We start from the raw sequence: 12,832 nt of genomic DNA, 5'->3' as shown, positions 1-12,832 counted from the left end.
GCGGCACCGACGAGAGGGGAACGGATGGACGCCGACCTGGCGGCACTGGCGACGGCACACGGGGTGGCCACCTGGTACGAGGACTGGCATCGCGAGCGCAGGGACGTCGCCGAGGAGTCGGTGGTGGGGGTCCTGGGCCTGCTCGGGGTCGACGCGACCACTCCGGAAGCCGTCGCCGACGGGCTCGCGGCGGTTCGCGAACGCGAGCGGCTGGGCCGGATGCCGGGCACGGTGGTGGTGCGTTCCGGGGAGTCACGGGAACTGCCGGGACCGGCCAGGATCGTTCTCGAGGACGGCACCGAGCGCGAGGGCGACGAGGTGCCCGGCGACCTGCCGCTCGGCTGGCACACGCTGCACCTCGACGACCAGCGGGTAACCCTCGTCGTGGTGCCCGGTGAGCTGCCCGAGCCGCCGCAGACCTGGGGCTGGATGCTTCAGCTGTACGCGCTGCACTCACAGCGCTCGTGGGGCATGGGCGATCTCGGCGACCTGCGCGAGTTTCTCGGCAACTCGGGTGGCCCGGGCCTGGTGCTGCTCAACCCCCTGCACGCGATCACACCGACACTGCCGGTGCCGGCTTCGCCCTACTCGCCGTCCAGCCGCCGGTTCGCCAACCCGCTCTATCTGCGGATCGCCGACACCGACGAGTACCGCCGGGCCGATCCGCCGCTGCGCGCGATGGTGGACGCTCTCAAGCCGGCGCCGACGGCCGACGGGCTGATCGACTACTCCGCGGTGTGGCAGGCCAAGCGGGCCGCGCTCGAGTTGCTGTGGCCGCTCGCGGGCGAGGTCGACCTCGAAAGCGACCCCGGCCTCACCGACTACGCCCGGTTCTGCGCGCTGGCCGAGCGGCACGGCGCCAACTGGCAGGAGTGGCCGGCGGAGCTGCGCCGGCCCGACTCGCCCGCCGTCCGCGCGTTCTCCAGCGACCGCGTCGCCTTCCACGCCTGGCTCCAGCGGTTGATGAACGCCCAGCTGGAGGAGGCGAACGACGCCGCCCGGGCGAGCGGGATGCCGGTCGGCGTGGTGCACGACCTGGCGGTGGGCATCGACCCGGCCGGCGCCGACGGCTGGCTGCTGCAGGACGTGCTGGCCGCCGGTGTCCACGCGGGCGCTCCACCGGACGCGTTCAACCAGCTCGGCCAGGACTGGGGGCTGGCCGCCTGGCGGCCGGACAGGCTGATCGAGACGGGGTACGCGGCCTACCGCGACATGCTCCAGCGGATCTTCCGGCACGCCGGCGGCCTGCGCGTCGACCACGTGGCCGGGCTGTGGCGGCTGTGGTGGGTGCCGCCGGGCATGGGACCGGCCGAGGGTACGTACGTGCACTACGACCCCGAGGCGATGCTCGGCATCCTGGCCCTCGAGGCACAGCGAGCCGGGGCCGTTGTGATCGGCGAAGACCTGGGCACCGTGCTGCCCGAGATGACCGAAGGGCTGGAACAGCGCAACATGCTGGGCTCGGCGGTGCTCTGGTTCACCCGCGACTGGGACGACCCGGACGACGTCTTCTATCCGCCGGCGCAGTACAAGCGGAACGCGCTGGCCTCGATCTCGACGCACGACCTGCCTACGGCGCAAGGCTTCCTCACCGGCGAGCAGGTGCGGGTGCGGGCCGAGCTGGGTCAGCTGGCCGGGCCGGTCGAACAGGAGCAGCGCAACGCCGAGCGCGACCGCGACCAGTTGCTGACCGCGCTGCGTGCCGAGGGGCTGATCAGCCCGGACAGCACGGACGAGGAAGTCATCCTGGCCATGCACGAGTTTCTCGCCCGTACGCCGTGCCGTTTCGTGACAGCCTCGCTGTATGACGTGTTGGGGGAGCTCGCGCAGCCCAACCTTCCCGGCACTATGAACGAGTACCCGAACTGGCGGATGCCGTTGACCGCCGGTCTCGAGGAGATAGCGAAGGATCCGCGCGTCCACGCGGTCGCCGCGATTCTCAGCCGACGAGGACGAACCCAGCGAAAGGCACACCGATGAGCTTGTTCGACAAGGCCAAGGACTTCCTGGACAAGCACGACGACAAGGTCGACCAGGCGCTCGACAAGATCGGCGACGAGGTCGACAAGCGCACCGGACACAAGCACACCGCGCACATCGACAAGGCGGTCGACGAGGCGCAGAAGCGCACCGGCCAGGGGGACACCACGCACCGCTGACGTTTCCGACGGCCTCGACCGGGCACCCCTACCTCGTACCCCTGGACAGCGAAGGAGCATGAGATGGGTTTCATGGACAAGGCCAAGGACTTCGCCGACAAGCACGACGAGCAGGTCGACCAGGGCATCGAGAAGGCGGGCGACCAGGTCGACCAGCGCACCGGCGACAAGTACGACTCGCAGGTCGACAAGGCGCAGGACGCCGCTCAGCAGCGCACCGGCACCGGCGACACGCAGCAGCAGTAAGCGCGGAGGACGACCCGCCGCTCAGCTCGCGAGGGGCGGGGGCGGCGGGTCGTCGTCGACCGCGAACAGCATCGGGTGCAGCGGCATATAGGCGTCGCGCTGCTTGCACAGCATCGGCGGCAGGAGCGAGGAACGGTGCTCCGGGTGCTCGGCACAGTGCCGGGTGGCCCGGTTGATCGCGTCGGAGTGGTGCCGGCCGCCGCCGTACTCACCGCAGTTCGCGCAGTCCCACCGCCAGAAGGCCGGGCCGTCCTCGGACGGGAACCGCCGGATCTTCAGCGGCGGGCCGGCCTCCTCCTGAGCCGCGGCCAGGATCGCGGGCATTTCGCCTGCGGCCGGGGGAACAGGTGGTCGCTTCTGGTCGCCGATGATGTGCGCCAATACGTTGCTCGTAGACACCCGATCAGTGTCGAGCGATAACCGCCGTCAAATGTGACGTTTTTACCGAAATAGCCCCAACGAGGCCGGTCGGACGCCCGGGAAGACCGCCGCCGTGTCGGTCATCCCGCATCGCGTACGCAAGGCATCGGCGATCACCGAGCGGTAGTCCGTGGTGACCGCGAGGTCGCCGCCAACCAGCTTGACCGGCGCCAGCCCCGGCCAGCGGCCGTGCACCTTCCCGCCATTGACGTGCCCGCCGAGCAGGAACATCGCGTTGCCGTAGCCGTGATCGAGCCCGGCCGAGCCGTTCTCGGCCACCCGGCGCCCGAACTCGCTGATCGTGACCAGGGTGACCCGGTTCAGGCCGTCCGGCCCGAGGTCGGTGGCGAACGCGGCCAGTGCCGCCGCGAGGTCGGCCAGCTGCCCAGGCATCCGGCGGTTCAAGTTCTCGTGCATGTCCCAGTCGCCGACGTCGACCGTGGCCGTGGTCAGCCCGACCTCAGCCTTGATCAACCGGGCCACATCGCGCAGCGCCCGGCCCAGCTCGGTGTCCGGGTAGGACGCGCCGTGGGCCGGCGTGTAGCCGTTCGCCTGCACGGTCCGGGCCGTGCCGAGCGCGGCGAGCAGTTGCGTCGCGGCGCCGCCCAGGGCCGCCGGCGCGTCCGCCCACAGCGCCGCCATCGTGGCCGCAATCGGCTTGGTGTCGGCCTCGCCGTTCAGCACGAACGCGTCCACCGAGCTCAGACCGACGTTCGGGGCCGGGCCGTCCAGCACCCGGGCCGGGCGCGCCGAGCCGACCGAGACCGCGCCGAACGGGTCGGTGACGCCCAGCCCGCCGGCCATCCGGTCGAGCCAGCCCGTACGCGTCGACGTGCCGGGCGCAGCCCGCTCCAGCTCCTCCATCGCCGCGAAGTGCGAGCGATTGGGCGCCGGCTGACCGACTGCCTGCACGGCGCCGAGCCGGCCCGACTTCCAGAACGGCAGCAGCGGGGCGAGCGCGGGATGCAGCCCCCAGAACCGGTCGCCGCCGATCAGCTTCGACCGGGGCACGGCGATGCCGGGCCGGGCCCGGTAGTACGCGGGGTCACCGGCCGGCACCACGGCGGACAGCCCATCGAAGCCGCCGCGCAGCGAGAGCAGCACGAAGACGTCGCCGCGGGGGCTGTTGCCGGCGGCGAAGGCGAGCTTGGTCGAGAGCATGGCGCCGGTCAGCCCAGCCAGTGCGCCGCCGACCAGCGTCCGTCGCTTGCATTCGCAGTTCAGCATCGTCACCTCAGCGCAAACGAGGGCGAGTTCAAGAGCATCGCCATCAGGTAGGGAAACTTCCAGCCGACGGCCGGGTCGGAGGCCCTCAGCGGCGACGCCGCCGTCTTGTCGAAGAACCGGGCCAGCGCCTCCACCGACGAGCGCGGCAGGGTGCCGCCGATCAGCCGGATCGACACCGCGTCGATCAGCGCGCCGTGCGTGGCCGGCAGCGGGCCGCCCACGAACTCCCGCAACGGCGATTCCGGCCGGACGAGAGAGGTCGGCCACCAGCCCGCGGCCAGGCTCAGATGCAGGTTCCACCGCACCAGCAGCCCGGACGACGACGCCCAGGCGCTCGCCACGTCCGGATAGCCGTTGGGCGGAGCCCAGCCCAGCGGCGCCTGCCCGGCGTTGCGGCACATCGAATAGAGGCTCTCGATCGCCTTCGTGCCGCTCGGCTCGGGCCGCAGGTTCAGGGTGCGCACGGTCGCCACGACGTCCTCGAACGGCGTCCGCGTCTTGGCCCCGATCGACGCCGCGAACTCGGGCGAGGTGAACAGGGCCCGCAGCACCGGCACGATCGCCGACCGGTTGTCCAGATAGACCTTGACCAGCCGGGTGACCAGGCTCGCGGGCGGCTGGTCGGCGACGAACCGGACGCAGAGCTTGGTCACGACGCGGCGCGCGGTCGCGGTGTGCAGGGCCAGGTAGTCGAGCAGCGCGAGGGCGGCCTTCTCGCCACCGGCGGCGGTCGCGTTGGCGTGGCGGAAGCCGAGCACCCGCACGGCGCCCACCGAGTGCTTCCGGGCGTCGTACACGTAGAAGTTGGTCTCGTTGCTGACCGTCATCCCGGTCAGCAGGCGAGCGGCGTTCCGCACGTCGGCCTCGGTGTAGGTGAGGCCGACCGTGTGCAGTTCAAGCAGCTCACGGCCGTAGTTCTCGTTGGGCGCGGCCTTGGTCGACCAGCGGTTGTCCAGGTAGGTCAGCATCGCCGGGTGCTTCGCCGAGGCCTTGAGCAGGTCGGCGAAGCGGCCCAGGGCGTGCCGCCGGATCACGTTGTGGTCGTAGTCGGTGCGGGTCGGCCAGACGTCGCCGGTCGGGCAGGTGACGTTGAGGTGGTTCGACCAGAAGTCGGCCATCACCTCGAACAGCTGCCGCTCGCTCCAGACGGCCCGGGCCATCGCGGCCTGGCTGAGCTGCCACATCGGCCGCCAGTCGTACTTCTTCAGCCGGCCGGCAGCCACCTGCTGCCGCAGACCGGAGATTGAGAGCCGGGCGAACGGGAACCGGCGCATCAGGTCGTCGCCGACCGGGTCGGGGATCGAGGCGGGCCTGAGCTGGCGGTCGAGCCAGGCGGTCGCGCCCAGCCGCCGGATCTCGGCCACCGAGGCCGGCGAGGGCCCGAAGGTCGCCCGGCGCAGCAGGTGCAGCAGCGGGTCGGCGGGCAAAAGGTCAGACGCGGTCACACCGTAGGACCTCGGCCGGGACGCGCGCCTCCGTCGCGGATCGGCGGCGATGCTCCCCGATCGCACCCGGGGACACTTCTCGCCGCCGGGACACATCTCGCCACCGGGGACACTTCTCGCCGCCGGGGATACTGGGAGCGTGGCGCAGCGTAAAAGATCGGAACGACAGGTCGAGACTGTGGCCTCCGGGGTGGCCGAACTGCTGCCCGACCCCGACCGCGACACCGCGTACACCCTGCTGCTCGACGGCGCCCCGCAGTCCCACGTCGACCTGGCCGACCCCACCCACCTGCAGTTCGAGTACGTACGCCGGATGGCGGCCGCGATCGACCTGCTGGCCCCGCCCGGGCAGCCCCTGCGCGCGCTGCACCTGGGCGGCGGCGCGCTGACCATCCCCCGCTACCTCGCCACCACCCGGCCCGGTTCGGCCCAGCGCGTGGTCGAGATCGACGGCCCGCTGGTCGAGTTCGTGCGGCGGGCCCTGCCGCTTCCGGCCAAGGCCAACATCCGCGTACGGGTGGGGGACGCGCGAGCTGCGGTCGAGGGCATGCGCGACGCCGGGTACGACCTGATCGTGCTGGATGTCTTCGCCGGCGCCCGCACCCCGGCCCACCTCACCTCGGTCGAGTTCGCCCGCGAGCTGGCCCGGGTACTCGACCCGGGCGGTCACCTGGTCGTCAACATCACCGACGGTCCCCCGCTGCGGCACGCCCGGGCCCAGGTCGCCACGATCCGGGCCGCGCTGCCCGAGGCCTGCCTGATCGCCGACGCGTCCGTGCTGCGCGGCCGCCGCTTCGGCAACCTCGTGGTCATCGCCGGTCACACCCCGCCCCCGGTGGCCGGGCTGGCCCGCCGGGCGGCCGGCGACTGGTTCCCGGGCCGGCTCGAGACCGACCTCGACCGCTTCGCCGGCGGGGCCGCACCCGTCACCGACAGTGTTGCGGTGGCCTCACCACCTCCACCTGCGGCGCTGTTCGGTAACCGTACGTAATACTTCTTCCCCCAAAGGGGCAAGGATTTCCGGCCTGTCGTGTTGCCGTCAGGAAATCTCGTGTGATTCGCGCTTGCCGACTTGTTTGGGATCCCTCCCACGGTTGTAATCGGTAGGCCGCGTGTGCCCTGGGGCGCGGCGCGTACTGGGGGAGAGACGCGCATGTCCGAGCATTACTACGTGGGCGACGCGGCCTCAGCCGCGCCGCAGATCGTGCTGGGCGCCGACGAGCGGGTGCTTTGGAGCGGCCGCTGTGCCGTGGCCGAGTACGCCTTCGACGAGCCCGCCTCGCTCCCCCGGTGGACTCTGCCCGAAGAGACCGAGGTCGTCATCAGCGACCAGCGCGTCCTCTACCTCGGCCCGGGCGCCGCCGACTCCGGTGAGTTGCGCTGGCCGTGGCCGCAGCACCTGCGTGTGCAGCCCGGCAGCCGCGACACCGGCCGGCAGGCCACCGTCACCCAGATCCAACTCGTCTGCGCCGGCCCCAACGGCACCTTCCCGGCGCTGGTGTTCGCCGGGGGCGACCTCGCCACCGTCCGCGACGCCGACCGGGTGGCCAACCTGCTGCGCCAGGCGATCGCGCGCCACCGGGTCGAGCACGCGAACGAGCTCGGCATCGCTCCCCCACAGGTCCGCATGCTGTCCCGGCTCGTGATCGGCCCCGAGTTCAACAACTTCCAGGGCGGCGAGGGCCAGACGGTCTCCCTGATCGGCGCCGTCTCGGTCGACACGCACGCGACACCGGCCCACGCCGTACCCTCGCACTCGTCGCCCGTGCCCACCGCGTCCGCCCACCCGGCACCCGAGTCCGCCTCAGCCGCGTACACGTCGCCCGGGTCTGATGCACCGGCTTATGTGTCACCCGGGTCGGTTCCGCCGGCCTACGTGTCACCCGAGTCGGTTCCGCCGGCCTACGTGTCACCCGAGCCCGCTTCGCCGGCCTACGTGTCACCCGAGCCCGCTTCGCCGGCCTACGTGTCGGCCGTGCACGCGGAGCCCGGTCCCTCGTCGCCCGTGCACGTCGAGGCTGCCCCGGGCTACGCGCCGATCGCACCGGTCGTCGCCCCGCAGTCGCCCGTCGCCAACCCGGCAGCGTCGTCCGCCGTCTCCACAGCTTGGGGAAGTTCCTCACCGGCTCGCGACAGCGCGCCGCAGGCCGCCATCCCTTCGGCTTGGCGAAGTTCCTTGCCGGCTGCGGCCACTCCCTCCGCGCGCGAGATCCCGTCGCCGCCCACCGCTTCCGCCTGGCCCAGTTCGTCGCCGGCCGCCCCTTCGGCCAACACCGCGCCGGCCGCCGGCGCTGTTGTTCCGGGGCGCGACAGCCCCGCGCCCGCGAACGTCGCTGCGTCGGCGTGGGGCGCTCCCTCGTCCGAGGGTGCCGAGCCCGAAGGCCGGTCCTACGAGCGCACAGCCCGCCTTCCGATGACGCCCCAGCGCGAGGCGTGGTCGGCCCGCCCGGCCGAGTCCACCGCCCTGCACGGCCATCCCGACCTCGACGCGCGGGCGGCCGATCTGGCGGCCCGCGTGGCCAGCCTCGTCGCCGGCGGCGACGTCCCGCTCGGCGGCGTCCCGCGGACCGAGCCGGAAAACCAGACCAATCTCTCCGCCTACCTCGACGTCCCGCCGCCCGCCGCTCCCCGGCCGCGCGAGGCCGCCGACGACAGCGACGAGACCAGCGGCCGGGCCGAATCGGTCCGCCGCACCGCCGCCCGGTTCGCCGGCAACGCGGCCCGCGGGCGCGGCAACGCCCCGCGGCTCGACGGCGAAGTGGGCAGCAGCGGGCGGGGCAGCCACCGCCAGGGCTGAGATAGACCGGGCCGTCTCGGGGCGGCCCGGTCTTCCGCTGTTCCCCACCCGGCGCTCAACCAGGCGTCCCAGCCGGCGCGGCCTTCACGCTTCTGGCTCGGCTCAGCGCCCCCTTCACGCTGGCTGCTGGGCCCGCCGGCCCGGCGCCGCTTGCCCGTCCACGGCTCGGCGTTTCCGTGAGCCACCGCGGAGCGGGCCGGCCTACTGTTCGGCGCTCTTCAGGGGACTCTTGGTTGCCAGCGGGCCACCGGCGGGAACGAAGCAGCTGCCGTTGGCGACCCGCTCGTCGTGCAGACGGTGCGCGCGGCCCAGCAGCTCCATGAGCTCGTCCTCGGCCCGGATCCGCGCCCGGTACTTCTCGGGCAGGCTCTTCAGGCGCGCCTCCTCGTCCAGGAGGCGGTGGAAGATCTCGTCGCAGTAGGCCGGGTCGGTCTCGATGTCGAGGAACTCGTTCGCGTGCCGGCGGGCCGCCGCGACGTAGGTCTGGGCCCGGCCCTTGGGGCTGAGCAGCGACGCCACCACGGTCACGATCAGGATGCCGATGATCAGCGAGAGCGACAGCGCGGTGGAGATCTCGACGACGTGGATCGACTCGCCGTTGTTGATGAACGGCACGTTGTTCTCGTGCATGGCGTGCAGGATCAGCTTCACGCCGATCAGCGCCAGGATCGCGGCCAGGCCGTACGAGAGATAGACCAGCCGGTCGAGCAGGCCGTCGATCAGGAAGTAGAGCTGGCGCAGGCCGAGCAGCGAGAACGCGGTCGCGGTGAAGACCAGGTAGACGTTCTGGGTGAGGCCGAAGATGGCCGGGATCGAGTCGAGCGCGAACAGGATGTCGGTGCCGCCGATCGCCACCATGACCAGCAGCATCGGGGTGAGCACGCGGCGCCCGTCGACGTAGGTGACCAACTTGTCGCCGTCGTAGTGCTCGGACGTGCGCAACACCCGGCGGGCCAGCCGGATCACGATGTTGTCGGGCGGCGTGTCGTCGCCGCGCTGCTCGCGCAGCAGGTTGCCCGCCGTGATCAGCAGGATCAGGCCGAACAGGTAGAACACCCAGGCGAACGAGTTGATCAGCGCCGAGCCCAGGAAGATGAAGCCCGTACGGGCGAGCAGTGAGACGACGATGCCGACGAGCAGCACCTTCTGCTGGTCGGCCCGCGGCACCTTGAAGCTCGAGAAGAGCAGCAGGAAGACGAAGAGGTTGTCGACCGAGAGCGCCTTCTCAGTGACGTAGCCCGCGAAGTACTCCGCGCCCATGTCGCTGCCGCCGAAGATCCACACGCCCACGCCGAAGAGCACGGCGATCGACACGTAGACCACCGTCCAGCGGGTGGCCTCACGGAGCGACGGGATATGCGCCTTGCGTACGTGGAAGAAGAAGTCGTACAGCAACAGACCGATGATGCCGAGAACAGTCAGCAGCCACACCACACCCGACACATCCTGCATCAGGCCATCCTAGGGCTCACGTGTTTCTATCCGCTCGACGTGACCGCCGCGCGCCGTTGCGATTGGGTGAGGAAGAGCACTCCGGTCAGGTCCGCCCCGCGCAGATCGGCGCCCCGCAGGTCGGCTCCGGTGAAGTCGGCCCGGCGCAGATCGGCGTCACGCAAGTCCGCTCCGATCAGCAGCGCGCCCCGGAAGCTCGCCCCGCGCAGATCGGCACCGCGCATCCTGCGCCCGATCAACTGGGCGCCGCGATGGTCCTGGCGCCCTTTGATCGAGGCTCGGGCCAGTTCGCTCGCCCGCTGCAGCAACGGATTGACCCGCCGGCGCTGAGCCTCGACGTCCAGGGCGCGAAGGTCGGCCGGCGACCCGGCGGCGAGGTGGTCGATCCGGGCGAGAGCGTCCCGCAGCTTCCCGTGTACGGGCTGAGCCTCGGGCAACGTCAGGGCCTCACGCACGAGCCACATCAGTTCGTGCAGCTGCCGCACGACCGGCAGGCTCGCGAACATGTCGCCGGCGATCCGCGGATCCTCCCGCCACGTACGGCCGCCGAAAGTCTCCTGGGTGAGCCGCTGCCCCGCCCCGAAGCAATCGAAGACGACGCACCCGTGAAAGCCGCTCCGATCGAGCCGCTCATGGATCGTGCAGCCGAAGTCCCCGCCGAGGTTGCGGCACGGCGTGCCGGCCGGCTTGTTGATCGCGAAGTCTGAGCTCTTGGCAAAGGCCGGGGCGACGCAGCAGAGGGCGGCGCAGCGCGAGCAGTCGGCGTGGAGTTCCCGTTCAGGCATTTCCCCCACTGTCCCAGACCGGGCTGGGCGGGCCTGGTGAGGCCCCCGGAACCGCCGAGCCGGTCGAGCGCAGAGTGACGGCGTTCGCACCCTTTCTGCACTTCACTGCGCCCGCTCCAGGGCCGATTCAACAAGTGTCCAGGAGTGCTAACGGGGGGAACGAACTTAATGCGCAACATGATCCAGATCGTCGGAGGCATCGCCGCGGCCGGCGCCGTCGCGGCAGGGGCGACCGCCTTCACCGCCTCAGGTGTCCTCAAGGATGCGAGTGTCGCCTCCGGCGTCGCTGTCGGCGGCAGTGTGAGCATCACCGCCAACGAGGGCGCGAAGGTCATGTCGATGAAGGTGAAGCAGACCGCCGCCGACCCCGATCAGCTCACGGGCGTGGAGGCAGTCGTGGTCGCCGCGGACGGTTCGACCTCCCTCCCCAACTCTGCCGTCGTCAAGGCGAAGATCAGCGGCACGGGCGGTACCGCAGGCGCCGTCGCCTGGAGCTCTTGCACCAAGGCCACCGACACCTACACCTGCAACCTCAGTGGGTACTACACCGCGATCACTGCCGTCGAGATCGCGATGATCCCCTACACGCCGTAAGCAGGCAGGTTTGAATGGAGCGTGCGACTCGACCTGGTCGAGTCGCACGCTTCTTTCGTAACAACGGCAACGAGGGGTCTCATCCAGCGTTCTGTCCGGCATCTTGCCCTGGCCGTCATCCTCGGGGTGGCGGCCGTCAGCGCGTGGGCGGCCCTCAGCGGTCAGGTGTCTTACGTCGTGACCTATGGCGTGAGCATGAACCCGGTGTACTTCAAGGGCGATCTGGTCTTCATCGCCCGGGACGGCTCTTACCGGGTCGGCGACATCGCAGCTTACGTCGACAGAGCGTCCGGTCAGCGTGTGCTCCATCGGATCATCGGCGGGTCGGGGTCGGCCGGCTTCGTCCTCAAGGGCGACAACAACGAATCCGTCGACCTGGCGAGCCCGACCGCCCAGCAGATACTGGGGAAAGCCGTCCTTCACGTACCGAACGGCGGCATTTGGCTGAAACCGGTGCTCAGTCCCACCGGGTTAGGGATGATCGGGTTCTTGATCGTCAGCGGTGGGGCGACGGCGACGGCGAACCGCAGGCAGATTCCGAGGGGCCGGCGGAAGAAGAAAGTGAAGGCCATGTCGCGCCAAGGCGGCTCGTGGGCTCAGGCAGCCGAGGTCGTACGGACCTTCGAACGCATGCCTGCCCCCGCGCGCACCCTGGCCGCCGTGGTCGCCGCCCTCACCGGCCTGGCTCTGGGCCTCGCGCTCGTCGGCTGGATGAAGCCGGTCACCGAGACGGTCACCGCGGCCGCCGGCGCGAGCCAGTCGACGACCTTCTCCTACTCGACCACGGTGCCGAGGTCGGCCGCCTACGACGGCACCACGGTGAACTCGCCCGACCCGGTCTTCCGGCGGCTCGTGAACACGGTCGACCTGAAAGCCGCGTACACGGGACCCGGTGGCACCTTCGATCTCACGGCGGAGCTCACCAACGGCACGGGCTGGCATTCGACCGTCACCCTGATCCCGCCGCGGAGTTTCCCGGGCCCCACGCACGAGGCCACGGCGAAGCTGAATCTGCGGTCGCTGAGCAACCGCGCCGACGCGGCCTCACGGGCGATCGGCGTCCAGGCCGGCAGCCCGGTCACGATCGCCCTGCGGGCCCGCGTCACGTCCGAGGGCATCGCCCCGTTCACGTCGACGGCCCAGCTACAGCTCAACGAGGTGCAACTGAGCCTGGCCCAGGGCAGTTCGCTCAGCGGATCGTCGGACGCCACTCCGGTCACAACAGTAAAGCCTCGCGAAGTCGCCGTCTTCGGACACAAAGTCATGAATGCGGGCACCGCACGCTCGTACGCGATTCTGGTGTTTCTCGTCGCCGCCTTCGGTGCGGTCGGTATCACATTTTTTGCTCGCCGAAGCGCGCCATTACGGACACGAGCGGAGATTGAGCGCCGCCATCCGCAACTGCTGGTGCACGTCGAGCCGATGTCAAGCCCCCCGGGCAAGCCCGTGGTCAACGTCGACAACTTCCCCGCGCTGGTCAAGCTGGCTGAGCGATATGGCCAGATGATCCTCACCTGGCGCCGCCCGGACGCCGATGATTTCATTGTCCGTGACGAGGGAATCACATACCGCTACCGCATTTCTCTTGATCAACCAGTGCTCGAAAATATCGACGGCATAAATCGGCCGAACAGCGCCGGCAGTCACCGCCGTAGGGCGTCGTCGCCGGTGCCCTGACGGTTGTCCGGAATTGTCCAACCGGGCCAT

12 protein-coding genes are annotated in these 12,832 nt (G+C 70.6%); 7 read left to right on the top strand and 5 right to left on the bottom strand.

Annotated features, from left to right (window positions below; genetic code table 11):
• Positions 1-24: 24 nt before the first annotated feature.
• The 3 genes from malQ to KXC43_RS10105 all read left to right on the top strand — a co-directional run bounded on the left by malQ (position 25) and on the right by KXC43_RS10105 (position 2,405).
• Positions 25-1,980, top strand: coding sequence for a 4-alpha-glucanotransferase (malQ, locus tag KXC43_RS10115; protein ID WP_221375729.1), 1,956 nt, complete (start codon positions 25-27; stop codon positions 1,978-1,980).
• A complete protein-coding gene (locus tag KXC43_RS10110; protein ID WP_221375728.1) occupies positions 1,977-2,159 on the top strand; it encodes an antitoxin in 183 nt (60 codons plus the stop codon). The genes malQ and KXC43_RS10110 overlap by 4 nt, the downstream gene beginning before the upstream one ends.
• A 63-nt stretch (positions 2,160-2,222) precedes the next feature.
• Positions 2,223-2,405, top strand: coding sequence for an antitoxin (locus KXC43_RS10105; protein ID WP_221375727.1), 183 nt, complete (start codon positions 2,223-2,225; stop codon positions 2,403-2,405).
• Between the two features lie 21 nt (positions 2,406-2,426).
• Here KXC43_RS10105 and KXC43_RS10100 read toward each other — a convergent pair whose 3' ends face one another.
• The 3 genes from KXC43_RS10100 to KXC43_RS10090 are packed head-to-tail and all read right to left on the bottom strand — an operon-like array spanning position 2,427 to position 5,497.
• Positions 2,427-2,804, bottom strand: a complete 378-nt coding sequence (locus KXC43_RS10100; protein WP_308129028.1) for a hypothetical protein — start codon at positions 2,802-2,804, stop codon at positions 2,427-2,429.
• Positions 2,805-2,846: 42 nt separating this feature from the next.
• Positions 2,847-4,052: a DUF1501 domain-containing protein gene (locus KXC43_RS10095; RefSeq protein ID WP_221375726.1), complete on the bottom strand. Its 1,206-nt coding sequence runs from the start codon at positions 4,050-4,052 to the stop codon at positions 2,847-2,849.
• A 2-nt stretch (positions 4,053-4,054) separates the two neighbouring features.
• Positions 4,055-5,497 carry a DUF1800 domain-containing protein gene (locus KXC43_RS10090; protein WP_308129027.1) on the bottom strand — a complete coding sequence of 481 codons (1,443 nt, stop codon included), beginning with the start codon at positions 5,495-5,497 and terminating at the stop codon, positions 4,055-4,057.
• 139 nt (positions 5,498-5,636) lie between these two features.
• On the opposite strand from KXC43_RS10090, the gene KXC43_RS10085 reads away from it, so the two are divergent.
• A complete protein-coding gene (locus KXC43_RS10085; protein WP_221375724.1) occupies positions 5,637-6,488 on the top strand; it encodes a spermidine synthase in 852 nt (283 codons plus the stop codon).
• A gap of 162 nt (positions 6,489-6,650) precedes the next feature.
• A complete protein-coding gene (locus KXC43_RS50675; RefSeq protein WP_255643813.1) occupies positions 6,651-8,294 on the top strand; it encodes a hypothetical protein in 1,644 nt (547 codons plus the stop codon).
• Positions 8,295-8,495: 201 nt separating this feature from the next.
• Here the strand turns inward: KXC43_RS50675 and KXC43_RS10075 are convergent, their stop codons facing one another.
• Positions 8,496-9,746, bottom strand: a complete 1,251-nt coding sequence (locus KXC43_RS10075) for a TerC family protein (RefSeq protein WP_221375723.1) — start codon at positions 9,744-9,746, stop codon at positions 8,496-8,498.
• A gap of 26 nt (positions 9,747-9,772) precedes the next feature.
• Positions 9,773-10,531: a pentapeptide repeat-containing protein gene (locus KXC43_RS10070; RefSeq protein WP_221375722.1), complete on the bottom strand. Its 759-nt coding sequence runs from the start codon at positions 10,529-10,531 to the stop codon at positions 9,773-9,775.
• Between the two features lie 177 nt (positions 10,532-10,708).
• Between KXC43_RS10070 and KXC43_RS10065 the strand changes: the two genes are divergently transcribed.
• Both KXC43_RS10065 and KXC43_RS10060 read left to right on the top strand, forming a co-directional pair.
• Entirely contained in the window at positions 10,709-11,125 is a 417-nt protein-coding gene (locus tag KXC43_RS10065; RefSeq protein ID WP_221375721.1) for a hypothetical protein, read from the top strand.
• A 21-nt stretch (positions 11,126-11,146) separates the two neighbouring features.
• A complete protein-coding gene (locus KXC43_RS10060; RefSeq protein WP_308129026.1) occupies positions 11,147-12,802 on the top strand; it encodes a signal peptidase I in 1,656 nt (551 codons plus the stop codon).
• Positions 12,803-12,832: the final 30 nt, after the last annotated feature.

Origin of the sequence: Paractinoplanes polyasparticus, assembly GCF_019710575.1 — a bacterium.
GTDB classification, from domain to species: Bacteria; Actinomycetota; Actinomycetes; order Mycobacteriales; family Micromonosporaceae; genus Actinoplanes; species Actinoplanes polyasparticus.
This window is presented reverse-complemented; position numbering and strand designations above follow the sequence as displayed.